Consider the following 20,984-nt stretch of genomic DNA (forward strand, 5'->3'; position numbering starts at 1 on the left):
TAGTGAGAAAAGGATAAGCCTAAGCATCTGTCGTGGCAGCTCGTAGCCTTTCAACGACCTCTGCCAAAGCCTCCTTACCGCCTACATTTCCCGGGAAAACTACGTACGGTACTCCGATCACGTCTTCAGGAGCTTCGGTAGCAGTAAACAAGCTAATCTGCCCCTCATAAAACTGACCTTGGACCTTGGCACGCTGAATCCCGAGGCCCGAAGCCGCTACCTCGTGGGATGTAATACCTCCCTTGGCGACGACCCAGGCTGGACGTGCTTCCCTTGCTGCTTGCACCACTGCAACGACTGCATCAGAGACTTGTCGTGCGATCGCGAGAGATTCAGCCTTTGACTCTGTCCTAATCAGTTCTCGACTCGTGTACAGGACGCAATCGGAACTCGCTAGCGCTTCTCTCACACGCATTGAAACCTCATCGATATGCTGCTCACGGGATCCTGAATCGAGCAGCTTAGGAACCTGCAGCTCAAACTCATGGAGATTGCTTCGCTGCTGAAGTACTGCAAGCTGTTGGCTCGTGAGCCCTACGTGTGAGCCAACGACGACGAGCCCATGAGCTGTGCGTGATGGATCAATTTCTAAGGAATCAGAAGTAATCAGTTGAGCGTTTCGCTGCCCAGCTAGGGAGCGAACGAAGGAAGGGCCGCAACGAGTCACAAACACTTTGCCCTGTTCTTCGAGTTCTGCCACTGCTTCTGACACGATATCCATGTCGGAATATTCGGTGGCATTAACTATTATCCAGCGTCGATTCTTCGCCTCGACGAGCTTTGCCTTGACCGTTTTTACGCCACCGTCGCGGATATCGGTGAGACTTATTGAGACACACTCCTCCGCGCGGACTATCCCACCAGACCTCTCTTCAAGAAAGTCCGCAAGGTTCGAGTGGGAATACCCAAATGTTGCGTCGTTCGCAAAGTCAGTGTCCTCCACCTGTTGCGCTTTTCCGTCCACTATGGCGAAGTGAACATCATTTTTAGTGAATCGGCCTGCTTCAATCATCGCCGGGCAGAACAAAAAGCCATCTACTTCGATGTTGTGCTCCGCAAGCGCATCAGCAATTGCATTTGGCTCTGCGATTACGTGGCCGCGAAGCGTTGAATCCGAGCGAGAAACAACATGTAGGCCGCGGCAGTCTTCCAAGCGTTCGACTACGGACCCAACCATTTTGCGGTTGATTTCTACGGCAGCGTCTTCATCGAGGGCGCGCGAATTCGTGAGGACAAAACACGCTGAACCTCGGTTCTGCAGCACCTCGGCCGGAATAGATGGATCAGTATCGAGGGCCACTTCGACGTTCGAAACGCACTGTGAGCCAGTAGGGTCGTCGTCAAGCACCAGAAGACGCCTCGATGGTGCCTCAAAAAGATTCATTTTTTCATGCCTTTCCATTACGCCATTGCTCCTAGTACTAGCCACAAGATTCCAACTACAACGAATCCAACTATTGACATGATCGTTGTCGTCACTGTGTAAGACTTCAACGCTGATGCGGTATCTACTTGGAAGTAGCGGCTCCACACCCAGAACAAAGAATCATTTACATGGCTAAATGCCATCGAGCCGATGCCGACAGTCACAGTCACCAGTGCTACTTGCAATCCATTAAGCTCCAGGGAGGCAATCATTGGTGCCACTAATGGGGCAGTTGTAAGTGCCGCAACGGTTGCGGACCCTTGGGCTGCGCGAATAAAAGCTGCAAGCAACCATGCCAGCACGAGCACTGGTAGCCCCGTGGACACCAGCAAATCAGCTACAGCATCGGCAACACCGGTTTCAGTCAAGACTTTGCCGAAGGTCCCCCCTGCGCCAGTGATCAAGATGACTGCGGCCGTAGCAGGAAGTGCCGAGGCTACAACGTCCTCTACCTGTTCCTTGCCCCAGCCACGTGCAAAACCTAAGACCCCAGTCGCGAATATGACGCCAATGAAAAGAGCGATGGGAGAGTCACCAACGAAGCCCAGGAAATCCCGTACTGCGGTACCTTCATCAAGCATGAGTGTAGATACGGTGCCACCCATAATGAGCACAAGAGGGAGGAGAATCGTGGCAAGAACGAGCCCCACTGACGGTGCCCCTCCATCATCAACTTCGACGTCTTGGTTTGCGGTAGTTCCGGCGGCTTGACTACCAACAGCTGGCACCGGAGAAAAAACCTTCTTGACTATGAAACCTGAGAACACTTGGCCTACCAGCCACATAACGACGGCAGGAATCAGACCAAGTAAAAGAACCATGCCTACATCAGCTTGCATCAGCTCTGAGGCGCCAACGATTCCAGGGTGCGGTGGGAGAACTACATGCACTGTTAGCAAAGCAGCAACTACAGGCAAGGCGTAGGCAAGCATATTTGTTTTTCCACCCATTCGACGGGCCACGGCAAGTGTGATTGGAACGAGCACGATTGTCGCTACATCAACAAAGACCGGAATACCAAAAATAAATGAGGCAGCGCCTAGTGCCCATGGTGCGCGCTTCTCGCCGAAGTTTTTCTCAAGAGAACGAGCTAGTACTTCAGCGCCACCTGAGACTTCCACTATTCGACCGAGCATTGCACCAAGCGTGACAATGAGAGCGACACCTCCGAGTGTTCCTCCCATACCATCTTTGAGTAGAGGTACAACTTCCGAAAGCGGTACGCGCGCTGCAAGTGCCAAAGCGATCGACACAAGTAGCATCGCGATAAATGGATGGGTCTTTGCTCTAATGATCAAAAAGAGAATGAGAGCTACCGCAACAATGCCGAGCAGCACGAGCGTTGTTGGGGACATTAGAAATCCTCCTCGGTTCCAGAAACTTGGTGAAAGGCAATAAGCCCGCAAGGGTGCCGCCCATTCAGTCCTTGACAAGAATAAAAGACTCAATGTGAGGTGTCTTACGGTAGGATGTTAAAAGTATCTCACATCACTTGCATTGAGGGGAGTCTACCTATGATTGATGCGCGTGCGCTAAATATAAATTCTGCTTTGTTTTTCGAACGCTTATTGCTATAGAAAAGCCTCATCACTTCCGCAGTGCATTGGTTCACGAAAGTGGTTTATGACTTTCTTATTCCTCCCTATCGGAAGGAATTCACCCCATTTTCTATGCCATGGTCTTCAGAACCTTTTCTTGGCTGTTAGTGACTGGCGAAGCCCATCCTCAATACGAGAGGGGCGGGGCGCTGGCGGCCACTACATTCTTCATAAGGAGCAAGTATGAACATCGTTATCACTGGAGGTGCGGGTTTTCTCGGGACCCTGCTTATTCAGCATTTTCTTTCCGAGGCAGACCACGGCAAGCTTGATTTGAACGAGATTGTTTCATTTGACCTTGCTGCTGCCCGGGTGTCAGATCCGCGCGTGCGCTCCGTGGTTGGAGAGATCACCGATCGAGAGACTGTCCTACAAGCAATCACTGGAGAAACTGATGCAGTTATCCATTTAGCAGCCGTGCTTTCGGGTGGTTCGGAGGCGGATTTTGATTCGGCATTGAGTGTCAACATAGATGGCACTCGTTGTCTTCTCGAGGCCGTGCGTCATACTCGTAGCGCTAAGGGGGCTCATCCTGCACGGTTCGTCTTCACGAGCTCTCTTGCCGTGTTTGGGGGCAGTCTTCCGCAAGTAATGCCTGAATACTGGGCCACTCAGCCTGACTCTACCTATGGGGCAACCAAGTCCATTGGAGAGCTGCTTGTCAATGAGTATGGACGAAAAGGCTTCGTAGATGCTCGCATTTGCCGACTCCCTACGATCTCGGTGCGACCTGGTAAACCGAATTCTGCCGCGAGCTCATTTGCTAGCGGGATCATTCGTGAGCCTCTTAACGGTGTGCCGTCGGAGGTCCCCGTGCCGCACGATACGAGAATGTGGCTTGCATCGCCGCAAGTAGCAGTTCGTAATCTTGGAAGGGCACTCTTAGTTGAAGGCTCAAAACTCGGCTCGTGGAGAGTTATGAATCTTCCAGGAATTTGTGTCACGGTTGGCGAAATGCTGGATTCGCTTGAGCGTGTGGCTGGCTCTGAAACGAGAAAGCTTGTTAGTGACAAGCCTGATGAGAGTATTGCTGCGATAGTTACAAGCTGGCCGGGAAATTTCGATGTGTCAAGAGTGGAAGCCTTAGGTTTTGAACGTGATCGTGATTTCGATTCAATGGTGCAGCAATACCAGGATGACTTCTTGAGCTAGTTAGCCCGGGGTATTGGTGGCTTCGTTCTTCGATTGCGAACGACTGATTGAGTTTCGTCTTTTTCTGCGTGCCTCTTTCCCGGGACTTCAGTGGTTGACTAGGCGACCTGGTAGAAACCCTGGCTGGAATACGGGATGGGAGCATGATCCCTCCCCTGCACTTTGTCCACTCGCGTGGGTTGGCCCAGGCCAAACCCCCAGACCTCGATCCCGAAACTCCCTGGTGGGCGGTGGGACGTCGGCAAGCGCTGGGCGCCGCTCACCTGCACCTTTCGGGTTCCAGGTCTGGGGGAATGCCTACGGAGATAACGCTTCCGTCCAGTGTTCGGGAGAATCTTAGCGCTTCTGGTACAGCGCGCTCTTGCGGGCAAAGACCGGATCAGAAGTTACCAGGACGCCGAGGTTGCGGAAGATTCCCTCATCCACCGAACCCAGGATGGTGGTGGTGTGAACATCGCAGCCCTGAAGTTCCTTGAGCGCATCAAGCGCGCGGCGGGCGTTCTCGTCCTTCGCGGCGGATACCGACAGCGCGATGAGCACCTCGTCGGTGTGCAGGCGCGGGTTCTGTGAGCCCAGGTGCTTGGTCTTCAGCGTCTGGATCGGCTCGATGGATTCTGGGGACAACAAGTGCAGGTCATCATCGATGCCGGCTAGGTGCTTGAGCGCATTGAGCAGCGCTGCCGCGGAGCAGCCCAGCAACGGTGAGGTGCGGCCGGTGATGATGGTGCCGTCGTGAAGCTGCAGCGCGGCTGCCGGGCCTTGCGTCTCCTCCGCCTTCTGACGTGCCGGGAGCACAACCGGACGGTCGGTGGACTTGATGCCGGCCTTCGCCATGACTACGGCGGCGCGCTCGGATTGCGTGGTGTCGAGGCCATTGCGGGCCTCCTCCACCAGCGTCTTGAAGTAACGGCGGATGATCTCCTGCTGGGAGGCCTCGCGGCAGACCTCATCGTCGGTGATGCAAAAGCCCACCATGTTCACGCCCATGTCCGTCGGGGACTGGTAGGGCACAGTGCCGGTCAGGCGCTCCAACAGCGACTTGAGCAGCGGGAAGGCCTCGACGTCGCGGTTGTAGTTCACCGTCGATTCGCCGTGCGCGGAGAGGTGGAAGTGGTCGATGACATTCGCATCATTGAGGTCCACCGTGGCAGCCTCATAGGCCAGGTTCACCGGGTGATTAAGCGGCAGGTTCCAGATGGGGAAGGTTTCAAACTTGGCGTAGCCTGCCTGCACGCCGCGCAGGTTTTCGTGGTAGACCTGCGAGAGCGCGGTCGCCAGCTTGCCGGAGCCAGGCCCCGGCGCGGTGACCACGACGAGGTCACGGGTGGTTTCCACGTAGTCGTTCTTGCCCAGGCCGTCCTCAGAGACAATGAGGTCGATGTTGGCGGGGTAGCCCGGAATGATGTGGTGGCGCGCCACGGTGAGCCCCAAACGCTCAAGGCGCTCGATGAAGGCTTCCGCCTGGCTATTGCCATCCTCGAGCTGGGTCATGACGATGTTATTGACCAGGAAGCCGCGGTCCCGGAAGACGTCGACAAGCCGCAGCACGTCATCTTCGTAAAGGATTCCCAGGTCACCGCGCATCTTCTGACGCTCGATGTCCTTGGCATTGATGCAAACGAGGATTTCTACGTCATCCTTGATGCGCTCGAGCATCGCAATCTTGTTATCCGGGGTGAAACCGGGCAGCACGCGGGAGGCGTGCATATCGTCGAAAAGCTTGCCGCCCATTTCGAGATAAAGCTTCCCGCCGATTTCTTTGCGCCGAGCGTTGATGTGCTCCGACTGCAGTTCAATGTATTTTTCACGGTCAAAACCGAGTGCGCGCCCCATAGTATTTAGGCCCTTCCGTTCAACGGGTAGTACCCGGAAAGTCTACAGCAGCACTGCCCCCGCGTAGACTTCCTGACATGCCTGAGGGACACGTTATTCACCGCCTTGCTCGGACACTCAATGCGGATTTCCGTAACAAGCCGCTGGCCGTGAGCAGCCCCCAAGGTCGGTTCGCTACGGAGGCCGCGCTTGTCGACGACTCCCGCCTCTTACTCGCCGAAGCCTTTGGCAAGCACCTCTTTCTCCACTTCGATGCGGATAACCCGCGCCACGTTATCTACATCCATCTGGGCCTCATCGGTTCCCTACGCTTTGAGCCGTCTGCCGATGTCTGGGGCCAAATCCGGCTGCGCATCGATAACGGCACCACAGCCGCGAATCTGCGCGGCCCGCAGTTCTGCACGCTCATTACGGAGGAGGAATACCAGGCCAAGGTGGCGAAAGTGGGCCAGGATCCGCTGCGCAAGGATGCCGACCCGGATGCCCTATGGGCCCGCGTGCATGCCTCGCGGCGCAGCATCGGCGCGATGCTCATGGACCAAGGCCTCTTTGCTGGCGTGGGCAATATCTACCGCGCAGAAGCCCTATTCCGCCAAGAACTCTCCCCCTTCATCCCCGGCAACCAGCTCGACCGAGCAGAGTTCGATGCCATCTGGTCTGATCTGGTCGATCTCATGGACTACGGCGTCGAACGCGGCCGCATCGACACGGTCCGCCCCGCCCATACGCCGGAGGCCATGGGCCGCGAGCCCCGCAAAGATGACCATGGCGGCGAGGTCTATGTCTACCGTCGCGCCGGGCAACCCTGCTACGTGTGCGGCACCGAGATCCGGGAGCAGGTCATGCAGGGCCGCAACCTCTTCTGGTGCCCCACCTGCCAACCCGCGCGCTAGGGTGTGGGTTATGCGCCCTGCTTATACCGTCGCCACTGTCCGTGCCGCTGAGAAGCGCCTGCTGGAACAACAGTCTCATGAGGATCAGCTCATGAAGCTGGCCGCCGCGGCGGTGGCAGAGGCCGCCTCGGTGATGCTGGAGGCACGCCCCGGCGCGGTGCTCATTCTTGCCGGTTCCGGCGGCAACGGCGGGGATGGGCTCTACGCCGGTGCGGCGCTGGCCTCACGCGGGGCTACGGTCCATGCCCTGGTCCCAGAGCGTTGCCACGAGGAGGCCCTCGCTGCGTTCCGCAGTGCTGGCGGCACGGTCCTCTCTCCCGGCGAGGTCCCTACTGATACCGCGCTGCTTATTGACGCCATCGCTGGCCTCGGATCCGCTCGCGGCCTCTCCGATGCATCCCTGTCCCTCTACCGCGATACCACCGCTGCCGGGGCCGCGGTTTTAGCCGTCGACATGCCCACCGGCGTCGACGCCGACACGGGAGTCTGCGCCGCGGATGCCGACGCCGATCCGTATCTCACCTGGCTCGCCTCCCGCCTGCGCGCAGTGGCGCGGTCTCGATTCTCTTGCCCGGCGCGCCTTCTTTCGCTGAGACCCTCGCTGAGCTGGATGAACCTTCCGCATTCATCGTCGCCACATTCCGACGGCCTTTGCGTGGCAATCGGGCGAACTCGATCTGCCGGGCGGGCGCGTTTCCCGCCCCTGGCCGGTTGGCTGCACGGGCCCCATCACCGATCCCACACCAGGCGCGCGCTCCGATAAGTACTCCGGCGGGGTCGTCGCCCTGGTTGCCGGAAGCGATACCTACCCGGGTGCGGGGATCCTCTGCGCCACCGCGGCGGTGCGCGCCACGCCCTCGATGGTACGTTTCATCGGGGATAACTCGATTACTTCTCTACTGCCCGAGCTGGTCTGCCATCCCGATGTGTCCTCCGCCGGTCAGGCCCAGGCCTGGGTCGTGGGCCCCGGCCGCGGTACCGATGCAGCGGCGGCCACCGAACTGCGTCAGGTACTGGCGCAGGGCCTGCCCACCGTTCTCGATGCCGACGCCCTGACGCTTCTGGCGCGCAACACCTCCCTGCGCCAGCAAGTTACCACGCACCCGATGACCATCCTCACCCCGCATGAAGGCGAGTTCCGCCGCCTCTATGAGGCCACTTTCGGATCTGCTCCCGATGCGTCTGCTGGGTGGGGCACTGCCCTCCACGAGCTAGCCGAGGAGCTAAACAGCATCATCCTGCTCAAGGGCCGCTTGACCCGCGTCACCGCTCCGCGCCAGCCGCTCTATTCCTTCAACGCCGGTCACTCTTTTGCCGCGACCCCGGGCTCCGGGGACGTGCTCTCCGGCATTCTGGGCGCGGTCGTGGCCCAGCTCTTCGCCGAAACCTCCACCGAAACCGCGGCCGCTACCGCCGCCCAAACCATCACCGAAGTTCTCCACGCCGGCGCCATCCACGCGCATGCGGCGGCCATCGCGGCCGAAACCCCCGAGGGCTTCGCACCCTGTTCTGCGTCCCAGATCGCAGCGGCCATCCCGCGGGCCATCGCGCGGCTCCTCAACGCCGAGCGCTAGCTCCGTGGCTCGGCGCTAGCTCTGCCGCTAAGTACGTTTCGATCAAATAGCACCCCAGAAATTCGAAGATCTGGGGCCTTATTTGATCGTTCCGTACCTGGCCACCACCGTGTGGGTACGTTTTCGCAACGAAGCCTTCGAATTTCGCGGTTCGCGGGCCCCTATTTACGAAAACGTACCGTGGCGCGGCGCAGGATCCCGGACGCGGTACCGACGGACTCGCGCATGAGCCCGCGTGGCCCCACCGCCACCGTGCCGCGGCGCAGCGAGGTGTTCTCCCAGGGCCACGTCATCCCGGCCCATGCTGCTGCGACGGCGAGAGTCTCTGCCGCGATGTAGCCGGGCCAGGGTCCCAGCAGGTTGATGATGGAGGGGCTGCCCGGCGCGTGGTTGAGGAAGCCATAGTTGCCGTCGGTCTTCGCATTGACCGCCATGGCGGTGGCCATCCACACCGGCGTGACCTTCACGGCGAAGCGATAGCCCTTCCACGTCGGCCGGTAACCCAAGCCAAAGGTCAGCGCCATGGGCACGGCGAGGGCCACGATGTGGAAGAACCAATAGGTGCCAAACCGCAGCCAGCGCGGGGAGAAGTAGTAGATGGCTTAAGGGACATTTCGTGTGGATAAACCGATACGGATTCCCGGGGCAACCTGGGACAATGCCGTGATCTTGATTTTGAATCGGTTCCAACAGCCCGATCGATGAAATCAACACCGGATAGTCCTAGGTCTGTGATAGGAGGACTGCTGCCGGTGCGGTAAGGCCAATTCCTATGGCTAATAGGAATCGTCCGTCGTGTGACATGTGCGGCCACGGACTGGTTAAGAACGGCAAAACCGCGGCAGGAACCCAACGCTGGCTATGTCCTAACTGCAACGTTTCATCGATTAATACTCAGGTACACACCAGCGAGATACGCCACTTCAAAATCTTTATTGACTGGATCCTCTCCGGGGAATCCGCAGACCATCTAGCTAAACGCCTTGGGGTAACAAGGCACACGTTAACCCGGTGACCAAGTCCGGACGACTATCCGGGCCTTTGGGCTTACGGGTTGTTATAGGGGATTTGCCTTTGGACATACCGGCTACGCCAGCCAGTCGCATCAAACGTGCGGTTTGTTCACGACCGATATCAATCCCCTGACGACGAAGAGTGTGCCACATCTTTCGCACTCCATAAACACCGTAATTTTCAGCGTGAAGCTCGCGGATGTGTTCTGCCAAAGCGACATCGCGTAGACGACGCGAGCTAAGCCCGCGAGCCTTGGACTGGCGATAGCCACGGGAGGTGATAAAGCAACCTGCACGGTGGATGTTCAACGTCTTACATATGAACTCGATCGAGAAACGATCGCGGTGTTTGTCAATGAACTGGATCATTTCCGACATTTCGGGTCGAGTTCCGCTGCGAAAAAAGCAGACGCGGCTTTCAACAACTCATTCGTATCGCGAAGCTCTTGATTCTCACGGCGCAGCTTGGCAACTTCAGCGACTAAGTCTTCGGGCTGATGTTGGTGAGTGAGACCATCACGGCGAGCCTGCTGCGTCCATTGCCTGGCCGTGTGCCACGAGACGCCCAGTTTTGGCGCGACGGCCTGGCACGCTTGTTGCATCGAAAGGTTCTCGGCCAAGATACGATCTTCTACCAGGCGAACCACACGGTCCTTGGCTTCCTGGTCAAACTTCTTTGGCATGTACTAGATTTTCCCATCTACTCAGACGGAACAAAACCTGGGACACTTCAGCACTGATGATCGTCAAGAGCATGGATGACCTTTTGGGTCACGATCTTGACCGCTGCCTCGACATTGGCCTTGTCTTTCGGCCGTCTTGCCCGCGCCGGCAGCGCAGCGGTGTTGTAGTGCTCCAGAAACTCCTCATACGTGGTGTTGACACGACGATTGCGATCGGCGGCACTGATCTCGTTCGACGCCGTCGAAGCGTTATCCGGGACGATGACCTCTGCCACCCCGCCGAAGTACTCAAACGCCTGCATATGCGCATCTAGCCACGCTTGTTGGCGTATCGTTGATACACGCACAAGCAAACAGCATCCCGGAATACGGCAGCGAAGCGACAAACACACTGAGCTTCCTTGGACGTCCCCCGGTGGGGTCGAACAAGCGCATCTTCGTTCCTGCCCAGTCCACCTGCATAGTGTGAGCTGGTGCGTGCACGATCCGGGCGCTTACCCCGGTGGCATCAACATGCTGCGCTACAAGCTGGCGAAACCGCTCATAGCTGTAGTACCGCTGCCCGGGCAGCGCTGGCGTTGAGGTGTACTTGCCCCACAGGACCTGCAGCGTGGTCTTATGTCTTCCAGTCCGTGCTTTCACCACGGAATCGAAATCGATCGGGACGAACACACCCTGACCTGTGGATCTTCCATCATGAAACAGCACAGCTACGTCTTCATCCTTGAGCCCAGCAATCTGGGCCGCGGTCGTGATCTGCTCTGCTTGCAGCACCTTACGAACTTTTTGCACCGTGGAATGCGAACATCCCATTGTCGCTGTGATCTGGCGAACGGCCCAGCCTTTGAGTGTTCAGAAGACTGAAATGGTAGCGGGGGCCAGGCCCGACTGCTGCCGCTGGTCAACACACGCACAGGCAAACAGCATTCCTGAATACGGCAGCGAGGCGACGAAAATGCTGACTTTCGCACCCTGTGTGCCCGCAGGGTCGTACAGGCTCATCTTGGTCCCTGCCCAATCCACCTGCATCGTATGCCCTGGTGCATGGGTGATCCGGGCGGTAAGCCCGGCTGCATCGACATGGGAGGCAACCAGCTGGCGGAATCGGTCGTAGCTGTAATGGCGCTGGCCCGGCTGGGCGGGGTTGGTGGTGTAGCGAGCCCACAATACTTGCAGTGTTTGCTTCACACGCCCTGTGCGTGCTTTGACGACCGCGTCAAAGTCAATCGGGACGAATTCGCCTTGCCCGCTGGTGCGTTTATCAACGAATATCTCGTCCAGCTCGTCATTCGTCAGCGCCGCGACCTGCTGGGCAGTGGTTAGGCCAAGGCTTCGCAGCGCTTGGTTCGCCCGGGAAATCGCGCGGTGCGAGCACCCGAGCTGGTCTTCAATCTGGCGGTAAGAACGCTTCCTAATCAGCAGCGTCATCACCGCACGGTAATCCGGCATAAGCGGACTCCTTCCAGTACACGCCGCACCCGAGTGGTGCGGCTACCGGAAGTATCATCCCGAGCGCCGCGAGCTGCTACCAGAAACCCACTGAAGCGCTACCGGATAGTCACGACACTGCTACCAAATAGCCGGTCGCAACACCTTTGAGCACAAGGTCCATCACCGCCCTGTAATCAGTCACAATCGGACTCCTTTGGCAATGCCGCGTGCCCTGAAGTCACGCGGTCACCAAAGAGTTTCCCCCGAAAACTCAAGGGTTACTCGATACTCACCATCGCGTTACTCGATACTCACCACGGTGTTACTAAATGCACGCGCGCAACACCGCGGACAAATCCGCCCTCTTCAGCCGGAACCTGTGAAGATTTACTATGTCTTGCTGGGATATCTTGCCTGGTGACCAAGATGGGATTGATATGGACATAGCGTGGCGACCGGATAGCTCCAGATAGGGCAATACAGCAGGCAGATTCGACACGGTCTGCAGAAGACCGTCTGACCCCCAAACGCGCCACAACCGGATCCCACAGCAAAGAACCCCAACTAATAACTGGTCCCCGAAGCCACCATCAGTGGACTCCGCCAAAGCTAATATTCAAGCGGGGAAAGGGCATAGACAAAAGTTCTCAAATAAAGGCTTGTGATATCCAGCTCAAGCGCACGCTCAAGCTCGGAACCTTTCAATATCATCGTGATTTCTTTGGAATTAGCCATTTCAGACCCCCTTTTCTGGGGGATGAAAGGTGACGCGATGACACAAGACGCAGCACCTCCACCTAAAACAATTTTCCCCAATAAATCTACAATTCGCGGATTCTAACCAACTACCGCTTAAGTTTCATGACTATGTTTCTTAGGTCAGTAAGAGCTTCTTCAGCTGCCCACCATCCAGCAACTCCATGTACCCCTGCCCCTGGAGATGTGGCACTTGAAGCTAAATACAGCCCCGAACGTAGCCGGTGAGGTTTTGGGGATATCTTGGGTCTAAAAACGGTTTGCGCACCAGTCATCGCCCCACCGGCGATATCGCCGCCTATAATATTTGGATTCCAAGATTCAAGGCCCGCAGGACTGGTTTCGTGAGTATCTACGATGACCTCACGAAAGCCTGGAGCGAAACGTTCTATCTGCCTTATGATCGCTTCACGTACCTCGCCTGGGTAGCGCTCAATGTAACCATGTGGAACGTGAGCGTACGACCATAACACCAAACCCCGTGAAGGATCAGCGACAAACTGTTGACAGACTAGAACGAATGGCTTGTCCGGCATTCTACCTGAAGCTGCAGACTTTTCAGCTCGACTAATTTCCGCAACTGTACCGCCGACATGTACGGTTCCAGCCCGCCCAACGCGTGGATCGCTCCATGGAACTGGTTCACTGAGCAAGAAATCCACCTTGAAAGCAGCAGTGCCGTATTTCCATCTACTCAAGCTCCAAAGAGTATGGTGAGGCAACGAAGTACCTCGTAATTGGAGTACCTGTCGGGGTGTAAGGTTTAGAATAGTAGCTTCAGCTCGAGGAAGTTCTCGTAAATCCGACACATTACAGTCTGTGAAAATCTTTCCACCGTATGCATGAATCACAGATGATAAAGAGTCAATGATGCTTTGAGTACCACCCTTGGCAACGGGCCAACCCCCACGCATTCCTAGAGCACCAAAAAGCAAACCGAATGCACCAGTGAATGGCTGTGTGGGTGAAGCAATAGCATGAACAGCACTACCCGCCAGGAGAGCTCTGGCTCGTTCCGTTGAGAAAAATGTCTTACCGAGTATGCTTGCTGAAGCAACAGACGGTATTCCGAATTGAGCCAAGCGTGCGGGATACCTTGGCCAGCGCAAAATGGGAGCTAGGAGGTTAGCAATGTGCTCGTCGATGTTCTCTACAATAGGAGCGTGTAGTTTTTCCCAAGCTTGGGCGTCAGCGCCAAGTTCCTCTGCAGTCGCGGTTAGCGATTTCGACAACAAAACTGCAGGTTCCCCTTCGAAAGGATGTGCCATTTGATATCCTGCGGAAAGCCACTCCAATCCGTGGTCTTCCAATGTAAGTGCATTAAAAGCGGGACTTACGATTCCGAATGGGTGACCAGCTGCCCCTAAATCCACAATACTATTATTGAATATATCTGTGGATGACGCCGCAGCGCCCCCAATGTACGGTGCGCGCTCATAAACTTCAACTTCCCAACCTTCGGAAGCTAGCCTTGCTGCAGCGGTAAGACCATTCGGACCCGCACCGACGATTATAGCCCTAGCCATCGGCTCTACAGCATTCCATCTTGCGTTCGATTCGCAGTTAGCCTGCCAAACTTTCCGGTGGCCACAACTAGTTCCAACCTGCTACCTACGTTGTATCTCTGTAATAGTCGGGCAACAGTCTTTTTCACAGTAGTTTCTGCAATTTCTAGTTCATTTGCAATTGCCGCATTGTTCTTCCCCGTGTGCAATAGCGCTAGCACTTGGCGTTCCCGCGGTGGAAGTTTCTCTACATCAGCTGCAGGAAAACTTGCAAGGTATTTACGTAGAGCGGTCGCTGATTCTGGTGAGATTGTCGTCCCGCCTTGCGCGGCAGAACGCACTGCATCAATAATCTCTCCTGGCTTGGCGCACTTCAGCACAAAGCCAAAGGCTCCGAAATTAAGCATCTCCAGCATTGCATGTTCATCATCGAACGTAGTTAAAGCAACCAACCGGCAAGGAATCTTCTCTTCCCAAATCTTTTGAGCAAGGCCTATACCATCGAGTCTGGGCATTCGTACATCACTTAAGACCACGTCGACATCATTTTTGTCTAAAACCTCAAGTGCTCCATACCCACTATCGCATGAGCCTAAGACGGTTATATCTTCCGCACTCTGAAAGTACGCTTCAAGGGTCTTTCGGAAAAAAGATTCGTCGTCCACGATTAAGAGTTTAATACTCTCAAGTTGAGCTTCCATAGTCTATCGGCACCCAGGAAGGCTCGGAATATTTTCACAAATTATCCATTGCGTCGCAATCAAGTCGACAAATTCTGCAAGTAATATCATGGAATAAACTCCTTTTCATTCGTAATTGGAATTGATAAAATAACCTGCCAGTAGTCTGTACCACTGGCAAATCTGGCATGACCACCAATTGAAGCCATTCTGCTGAGTATGCTATCCACACCAACACCCGCCCCTACAGAGAGCCTGGAGTTTTCACTTTGGCTGCAAGAATTAGCGACGACGACTGACAGACTCTTCTCCGCCGCGATTGCGGAAATTTCCACTTCTGCATTAGGAGGAGCATGTTTAACAACGTTTGCTGTCACTTCGTTGAGGGCCAGGGCAAACGCAGTTTCTACTGTTCGAGGAAAACGCATATCTGTGGAAATCCCGGTGTATACAAGCCGATATCCGGCGTCTCGAAGAAGTTTCGCTGATTCAGAAATAGAAGTACCTACACTTGAGGTGTTCCATGCCCCTAGGCCTACTCCCGATTCAGCTGGCTGCGTGTTGATCAAATGCCCTACGAGCTGACGAAGGTCTTCAATTGCGGAACGACCAGCTTCAGCAATATTATTTAAATGCTGTTCAGCCTCATGGCTGTTAGTATCCATCCGGGCTAATTCTGAGTACATTGAAATCATCGTGAATGTACGAGCCAAATTGTCATGAAGATACCGCGCAATATTGATGCGTAACTCATGCTGAAGCTGCTCCTGTTGGGCCACTTGATGTTTTTGTTTTCGGTCTATACTTGCTCTCGATTGGCCAATAATAAATGCGCCTCCAAAACAGAGAAGCTCAAAGAGCACACCCGGCAAATCCTCCACCTGTGGATTAAAGTCGCGACTAACAACATACCCGAACACCAGCCATTCAATTGCAAGTATCACTGCGATAAGGATGCAGCCACGTGCGACTGCAAATTCAATGGCAATATAGGCGAGAACACCAGAAAGCAATGTGTGGTCAGCCATACCCGTATACCAAAGCCCCGAAGCAAAAAGTGGAAGAACTACCGAGAAACCTGGATACAGTCTTATAGCAACCAAGACCAAAAATCCCACCATTTGAAGGCCTAGGTTTCCCAGATCGGATCCCGGAAAAATAAACAGCGAAGCGGCGATAACGAAAAGACCGACAACCACTTCAGCCAGTTGCTTTTGGACAATCCAATTCCCAATCGATCGCAGTCTTGCGATTATCACGAGCTCAACCCATTCTATTTTGCGCGTTCAGACCCTATGAACATAAAAGTTAAGTAGTCCCGTTTAATAAACTTACTGTTCAGCAGACAAATTCGCCACACCTGTAGCAGTTGAAGCACCAGGTACACTTTGATAATACTCGGCCTTCGCGGCAAAGCCTTTAGCCCCGTGTTTCAGACCAAGTGGATTAGGCATTCCTGCCCTGAGCCTACTTGGATTGCTCTATCCTTACCGCCCATTGTTGTGTGGTCACAACCGTCACTACCTGTAGCCAAGAATCTACGGTATGCGAGCGGAACCTTGATTCGTAAGCTCGAGGAGTGAAGCTGGGTGTGCAGCAGTAACACGGATACTTTTCCCTGTATAGGTTGTGATTCGAATTGTCGCCGGTCCCGAATGGTAGGACAACGAACCCTCGATAAAATGAATACCTAATGTGGCACGCTCAGACAGAGGAGAACTACTTAGCACTTCAATACTCTTAATCTCGTCGATGCCGAATGTTCTTAGTGGAATCCATAATGCAGAAATCTTAATGCGGTGCGGACTTGCATCAATTGAGATATTAAATGCAAAGATTGCAAGAATTAATAAAGCCAGAATTACAGCTCCGACAACATCATTATTCCAGAACAAATACGCGCAAATAACCAACAAGACAATAAGGAACACATACCTTGGCATATTAAAGCCGAACACTCTTGAGTGATAGTGCGAACCAGGTATAGACATCAGAAATATCCTTTCCTACTTCCCTAAATGGAAGTAAAGCGTATAAAGCTACGGTAGTGATAACTAGAGAGAACGACGTTATCCCCATTAAAATTGCAATTCCTCCGTGCAGGATGAGTACCATGACAATTGCAACGGCTTTCCATTTTGAAGACGCAAACACCGAGATTCCAATAAACAGTTCAATTGCAATCGTCCCCCACGTTACCATGAAAACCAGAAACGGAAGCTCCAAGAGCGGGGAAATCACACTCTCTCGAAGGCCTGTAAGCCCGAAGAATGGGGATACCAAGTCATAGAACACTTCAGTACCATTCATCCAGTTGTCCACCCTAATTTTTGCTACTGATGCATTTATGTATAGGAATGAAACCTGAATTTTCAAGAGAAGGAATGAATAGTAGGCCATATAATGACCTACGCTAAACCTTCGTCCTGCTGAACGCTGCAAGATTTTCGCAACGATCAAGATGGCGCAAATCAAACTTGCATTTAGTCCAATTTGATCGCCTCCATCAGGAACAATCCCAGTGTTATGCAAAGAGAAGTAAATCCAAGTGACACCAACTATCCCAACTCCGCCTGCTATACCCCAGATCGCCAACATGCATAAACAAATCCCTAGAATCCGGGCAGCTTCAGGATAGTCAGATAAAAGATAAAAGAGCGATAGCTTTGTAATACCTTCAAAAGCTGGGTTCGGAACTTCGCCTATAATTCGCTCTGGAACGAGTTTAGAACCAGGTGTGAACAGCAATGTCATAGCAGCGCAGAGAGACAGACTTATTCGAAATAGGTCTAACGCGGGACCGACGACCCTTGGGAGATGGAGAGAGCTTCGCCCATCGCTAGCATGAAATGCTGAGTTTAACAAACTGTGTCGGTTTAACATTTGTTTCAAAGTACTTTCTGTACATATAATCTACCGGCTCTGTCTGGAGAAGCGTGACCTCTCCGCACAAGCTTGGTTCTCTCGTAAAAGAATCTATTTTATGACTGACATGGGCGTTCCGTGCAGAAAATCCCAAGCATTCCGGAATTGAGGCTTGATCGGGACAAGGAACCCAACCTTGTTCAGCTATTTGAGATTGAAGAGTGCCCATTTCAACGCCTTGTGCTCGTCCCTCACGGTTAAGACCAAACGCATTGCTGATTCGAGCGGTAGGCAACTGAGAAAGAGATTCCCCCTCACTATTCCATGGAGTTACAATCGGTTCCTGAGAGCTCCGAGTAAAGAAACCCCACCCCTGAGGGAAAACGCGTGTAATTGTTTGTTCTACGACAGTGTTTTTCCACGGGTAACTCCAAGAAAGGCTCGGAAGAGCACCAAGTGTGGTCGCTAAGAATGCCAGAACCACCCCTGAGGAGATAGCAATGTGTACAAACTTTGCTATTGGAGCCACAGACGGAGGTCGCGCTATCTCTTTATTACTGGGCATAGGTATCTGTAATTGCCCGAACGTTCTTTTGCTTGTTGAGGCTGGCTTCGTCTGGGCCCATTAGAGCATTACTCTCGGCAAGCCAAGCTTTATGGTGCACTAGAACTGCGGTCTCAACATTAACTGCTAGAGCAATGTTAACCGCCATTCCAAGAGTCCAGACAACTGCAAGTGCACATTGTGGCGATACGGTTGCGTCTCCAGGCGCCTCCTCTGGATTTACAACCTCTACAATTAGTTCACTCCCCTCTTCGAGCACTGCTTCAACACGATATGGATTTCCCGTCGAAACTTCGTTGTTGAATCGATCGATGAACCCAGGTTGTGCTTTTTCAATTTCAGTCTTGAGAAATTCTTTTTCCAGCTCGGTGTCGGATTGGATTCCTGAATTAGCAGTCTCCTTAACTAGAGCGCTGTAGGCCGGATTGTCTAGCCTCTGGGCTAGCTCGCCTGCCTTTGGGCCATCAGCAAAAAATATTTCATCGAATGCTTGAGGCTCGTTCGTTGACTGAACCAAATCCGTGGTATTTGCTCCCAGATCTGCCGAATGTGCAACGTTTGTAGGAATTACCGCCAAAGTAACTACACTAGCGATAGCTACAAGATTCTTACGTTTCAAGTCCTTCTTCCTTCTGTATTAGGTATTGAGTCTTAATCTCTCAACGAATTGTGAACACTCTGGATTCTGCCGCTTGTAAAAATACTAAGATTTTCAACTAGTCGGCTACCAGCCTGACCCAGTTTGAGACTGACGTTGTGAGTTCCCCGTCATTCGAAATCTCAGTGTGCAGAGAGGTGCAATTTCCGCACCTTTCCAAACTTCCAGTTTTGCGCACAAACTCATATTAGGGTCGACTCGACAGCCCAGCTATAGAATCAGAAAAAGATACCAAGGTACACCCTAGTCAGAGGGTGAGCGTTTGGAGCCTAAGATGAACGCGATTGCCCTGTATGAAGGCATATCCCATTTAGAAGACAATCTCTCCTGAAATTCCTTTTATGAACGTACCTTGTTCGACAGGGTGCTGCTTGTGAAGATTCGGTACGGGAGTATCCGGGATCTGGCGTGTTATCCTTTGACCTCGCTACCATGGAAAATCTTGGCTTTGATAACGTTCGATCTCAAGTAGTTGTAAATCCTGACTTGCTACTTTAAGGCCTGAGGTTACCCTCGTTTAGTGGACACCCTATTTGTACGGATCTTGTGTCCGTAAGAGAGGATGTTCATTGTGAGTCAACAGCGCAAGAAGTACACGCCGGAGTACCGGCGTGAAGCCGCGAACCTGGTAATCGAGTCAGAGCGCCCGATTGCCCATGTGGCTAAGGAAATCGGTGTCTCCGCCGGGCTTTTAGGGAAATGGGTCAAACTCGAGCGTGAGCGCCGAGGAGCCTCCGATGGGATGAGTGAAGCTGATCTTCGTGCTGAGAATGCTCGTCTGCGCCGTGAGTTGGCAGAAGCCAAGATGGATAACGAGTTTTTGTCAAAAGCGACAGCCTTCTTCGCTTTGAGGCAACGCGAGCAGAAAAGTTCGAACTAATGCAGCCAGAGCAAGGCAAACTACAGCATCAAACGCATGTGTGGCACGACTATTAAAAGTGTCTCGGTCTGGATACTACAAATGGGCCCATGTGCAGCAGAAACGACTATCCGGAAAGGATGATCGGGCAGCATTTTACGATGATGTTGACCGAAAGATTCATCAGATTTGGAAAGACTCCGATGAGGTTTATGGTGCTCCGCGGATCACCGCAGAACTTACCGAGCGCTACCGCATTGCGCTTAACCGTAAGACTGTGGCGAAGCGGATGCGCATGATGGGCATTGAAGGGATTTCACCGCGTGCCTTTGTCCCAGTGACAACGATTCAATCCAAGCGTAAGTCAACTCTTCCTGACCTGGTCAAGCGCATGTTTGATACCGGTGAGCTCAACCGGGTGTGGATGTCAGATATTACCTACCTGCGCACTGCTGAAGGCTGGTTGTACTTGTGCGCGGTCCGCGACGGCCATTCCCGCAGGGTATTGGGCTGGGCAATGGATAGCGTTCAAGACACAAGTTTGGTCGAACGGGCCCCGCGGATGGCGCATACGCTTCCGCGGTGATGTTCCTGAAGGACTGGTGTTTCACGCTGACCGCGGAACGCAATTTACCAGTGAGAAGCTCTGGGAAGTCTGCCGCAACCTGGGCATTGCTCAGTCTGTGGGGCGCACTGGCGTGTGCTTCGATAACGCGATGGCCGAGTCGTTCTGGTCGACGCTTAAAACCGAGTTCTATGACCGTAAGCGCTGGGCGACCCGTGATGCTGCACGCAAGGCCGTTGCCTACTGGATTGAAGTCGTCTACAACCGCCGGCGCCGGCACTCCGCACTCGGAATGGTCAGCCCCGTCGACTTCGAGAACCACACCGGTTCAACCACCAGCAGAAAAGAAATAGCTGCCTAACCACTAGGTAGCTCCACTACGTGTCCACAATTTGCGGGCAACCCCACAACGGCACCTACTTTCACAAGAAATGCCTGCTTGTAGCCTGCACCGATACACATGTCATCGCATGGCATTGGTGCCTGCGTGAAAGCTTCATACGAGTACCTGAAACTGCTCGACAAAATCGCGCAACCACTCATCGTCACCACCGACGGGGCAGGCGGAGCACTCAAGGCACTGCGTATCAAATGGCCTGATGTTGCCATCCAGCGCTGCCTAGTCCACGTCCAGCGCAACACTTTCGCCGATATCAGCCGCAACCCGATTCACCCAGCGCATAAAGCAATCCGGAAACTGGGCTACATGCTCGTCCAGGTACACAACCGTGAAGATGCTGCGCGGTTTACAGCTGCAGTCCACCACACCCGCATCACCTTTGCTGATTGGCTTAAAGATCGAACCTACCGCAGTGCTATACCGGCAGGCCAAGTACCGAAATGGGTCAGCCCCAACCAGAAATGGTGGTACACCCACCGCAACGCCCGCAGGGCTCTAAAGCGGCTAGAAAAGCTCATCCACGCAGGA

The 20,984-nt window shown here is 54.0% G+C and carries 20 protein-coding genes and 4 pseudogenes; 7 read left to right on the forward strand and 17 right to left on the reverse strand.

What is annotated here, in order from left to right; all coding sequences use genetic code 11:
• Positions 1 to 19: 19 nt before the first annotated feature.
• Entirely contained in the window at positions 20 to 1,402 is a 1,383-nt protein-coding gene (locus tag HWX44_RS06880; protein WP_217703012.1) for a four-carbon acid sugar kinase family protein, read from the reverse strand.
• On the reverse strand, positions 1,402 to 2,781 hold the full coding sequence (locus HWX44_RS06885) for a GntP family permease (RefSeq protein WP_175973896.1): 1,380 nt from the start codon (positions 2,779 to 2,781) through the stop codon (positions 1,402 to 1,404). Before HWX44_RS06885 ends, HWX44_RS06880 begins: the two co-directional genes overlap by 1 nt.
• 426 nt (positions 2,782 to 3,207) lie before the next feature.
• Here HWX44_RS06885 and denD point away from each other — a divergent pair, with 426 nt between their 5' ends.
• Positions 3,208 to 4,176, forward strand: a complete 969-nt coding sequence (gene denD, locus HWX44_RS06890; RefSeq protein WP_070510162.1) for a D-erythronate dehydrogenase — start codon at positions 3,208 to 3,210, stop codon at positions 4,174 to 4,176.
• A gap of 336 nt (positions 4,177 to 4,512) precedes the next feature.
• On the opposite strand, the gene HWX44_RS06895 is transcribed toward denD, so the two are convergent.
• The gene (locus HWX44_RS06895) at positions 4,513 to 6,009 is read right to left on the reverse strand and encodes a DUF1846 domain-containing protein (protein WP_175973898.1); all 1,497 of its coding nucleotides are present in this window, start codon (positions 6,007 to 6,009) and stop codon (positions 4,513 to 4,515) included.
• 77 nt (positions 6,010 to 6,086) lie between these two features.
• Between HWX44_RS06895 and HWX44_RS06900 the strand changes: the two genes are divergently transcribed.
• From HWX44_RS06900 to HWX44_RS13500, 3 genes are read left to right on the forward strand one after another with little or no spacing between them, the layout of a single operon-like run.
• The gene (locus tag HWX44_RS06900) at positions 6,087 to 6,902 is read left to right on the forward strand and encodes an Fpg/Nei family DNA glycosylase (RefSeq protein WP_046648783.1); all 816 of its coding nucleotides are present in this window, start codon (positions 6,087 to 6,089) and stop codon (positions 6,900 to 6,902) included.
• Positions 6,903 to 6,912: 10 nt separating this feature from the next.
• Positions 6,913 to 7,665, forward strand: coding sequence for an NAD(P)H-hydrate epimerase (locus HWX44_RS13495; RefSeq protein WP_368302353.1), 753 nt, complete (start codon positions 6,913 to 6,915; stop codon positions 7,663 to 7,665).
• Positions 7,666 to 7,723: 58 nt separating this feature from the next.
• Positions 7,724 to 8,476, forward strand: coding sequence for an ADP/ATP-dependent (S)-NAD(P)H-hydrate dehydratase (locus tag HWX44_RS13500; RefSeq protein ID WP_368302355.1), 753 nt, complete (start codon positions 7,724 to 7,726; stop codon positions 8,474 to 8,476).
• 161 nt (positions 8,477 to 8,637) lie between these two features.
• Here the strand turns inward: HWX44_RS13500 and HWX44_RS06910 are convergent, their stop codons facing one another.
• Complete coding sequence (locus tag HWX44_RS06910; RefSeq protein ID WP_303049251.1) at positions 8,638 to 9,075, reverse strand: YwaF family protein; 438 nt, start codon at positions 9,073 to 9,075, stop codon at positions 8,638 to 8,640.
• A 173-nt stretch (positions 9,076 to 9,248) separates the two neighbouring features.
• On the opposite strand from HWX44_RS06910, the pseudogene HWX44_RS06915 reads away from it, so the two are divergent.
• Positions 9,249 to 9,488 (forward strand): annotated as a pseudogene (locus HWX44_RS06915) (IS1/IS1595 family N-terminal zinc-binding domain-containing protein); the annotation flags it as partial.
• Here HWX44_RS06915 and HWX44_RS13505 read toward each other — a convergent pair.
• The 13 genes and pseudogenes from HWX44_RS13505 to HWX44_RS06975 all read right to left on the reverse strand — a co-directional run bounded on the left by HWX44_RS13505 (position 9,451) and on the right by HWX44_RS06975 (position 18,593).
• Positions 9,451 to 9,867, reverse strand: a complete 417-nt coding sequence (locus tag HWX44_RS13505; protein WP_368302354.1) for an IS3 family transposase — start codon at positions 9,865 to 9,867, stop codon at positions 9,451 to 9,453. The pseudogene HWX44_RS06915 and the gene HWX44_RS13505 sit on opposite strands and share 38 nt — an antisense overlap.
• A pseudogene (locus HWX44_RS06925) lies at positions 9,855 to 10,245 on the reverse strand (transposase). The gene HWX44_RS13505 and the pseudogene HWX44_RS06925 overlap by 13 nt, the downstream one beginning before the upstream one ends.
• A complete protein-coding gene (locus HWX44_RS06930) occupies positions 10,220 to 10,474 on the reverse strand; it encodes a hypothetical protein (RefSeq protein ID WP_254868133.1) in 255 nt (84 codons plus the stop codon). Before HWX44_RS06930 ends, HWX44_RS06925 begins: the two are co-directional and overlap by 26 nt.
• Entirely contained in the window at positions 10,461 to 10,946 is a 486-nt protein-coding gene (locus tag HWX44_RS06935) for a hypothetical protein (RefSeq protein WP_217703013.1), read from the reverse strand. The genes HWX44_RS06930 and HWX44_RS06935 overlap by 14 nt, the downstream gene beginning before the upstream one ends.
• Positions 10,947 to 11,024: 78 nt before the next feature.
• Positions 11,025 to 11,621, reverse strand: coding sequence for a hypothetical protein (locus tag HWX44_RS06940; RefSeq protein WP_254868134.1), 597 nt, complete (start codon positions 11,619 to 11,621; stop codon positions 11,025 to 11,027).
• Between the two features lie 591 nt (positions 11,622 to 12,212).
• Positions 12,213 to 12,338, reverse strand: a complete 126-nt coding sequence (locus HWX44_RS13460; protein WP_303049250.1) for a hypothetical protein — start codon at positions 12,336 to 12,338, stop codon at positions 12,213 to 12,215.
• A 110-nt stretch (positions 12,339 to 12,448) separates the two neighbouring features.
• Entirely contained in the window at positions 12,449 to 13,885 is a 1,437-nt protein-coding gene (locus tag HWX44_RS06945; RefSeq protein ID WP_175973906.1) for a phytoene desaturase family protein, read from the reverse strand.
• Positions 13,886 to 13,890: 5 nt separating this feature from the next.
• Entirely contained in the window at positions 13,891 to 14,529 is a 639-nt protein-coding gene (locus tag HWX44_RS06950; RefSeq protein WP_254868135.1) for a response regulator, read from the reverse strand.
• A gap of 122 nt (positions 14,530 to 14,651) precedes the next feature.
• On the reverse strand, positions 14,652 to 15,803 hold the full coding sequence (locus HWX44_RS06955) for a sensor histidine kinase (protein WP_175973911.1): 1,152 nt from the start codon (positions 15,801 to 15,803) through the stop codon (positions 14,652 to 14,654).
• Positions 15,804 to 16,082: 279 nt separating this feature from the next.
• On the reverse strand, positions 16,083 to 16,535 hold the full coding sequence (locus HWX44_RS06960) for a hypothetical protein (protein ID WP_175973914.1): 453 nt from the start codon (positions 16,533 to 16,535) through the stop codon (positions 16,083 to 16,085).
• The gene (locus HWX44_RS06965; RefSeq protein ID WP_175973916.1) at positions 16,489 to 17,298 is read right to left on the reverse strand and encodes an HTTM domain-containing protein; all 810 of its coding nucleotides are present in this window, start codon (positions 17,296 to 17,298) and stop codon (positions 16,489 to 16,491) included. The genes HWX44_RS06960 and HWX44_RS06965 overlap by 47 nt, the downstream gene beginning before the upstream one ends.
• Positions 17,299 to 17,383: 85 nt before the next feature.
• Positions 17,384 to 17,974 (reverse strand): SdpA family antimicrobial peptide system protein, encoded by a 591-nt coding sequence (locus HWX44_RS13510; protein WP_175973918.1) that lies wholly within the window; start codon positions 17,972 to 17,974, stop codon positions 17,384 to 17,386.
• On the reverse strand, positions 17,964 to 18,593 hold the full coding sequence (locus HWX44_RS06975; RefSeq protein ID WP_175973920.1) for a hypothetical protein: 630 nt from the start codon (positions 18,591 to 18,593) through the stop codon (positions 17,964 to 17,966). The genes HWX44_RS13510 and HWX44_RS06975 overlap by 11 nt, the downstream gene beginning before the upstream one ends.
• Before the next feature lie 601 nt (positions 18,594 to 19,194).
• Between HWX44_RS06975 and HWX44_RS06980 the strand changes: the two are divergent.
• Positions 19,195 to 20,417: pseudogene (locus HWX44_RS06980) on the forward strand (IS3 family transposase).
• A 47-nt stretch (positions 20,418 to 20,464) separates the two neighbouring features.
• Positions 20,465 to 20,984, forward strand: a pseudogene (locus HWX44_RS06985) (IS256-like element ISCau1 family transposase); the annotation flags it as partial.

Source organism: Corynebacterium sp. Marseille-Q2823 (assembly GCF_903645345.1).
In the GTDB taxonomy this organism is placed as follows: Bacteria; Actinomycetota; Actinomycetes; order Mycobacteriales; family Mycobacteriaceae; genus Corynebacterium; species Corynebacterium hiratae.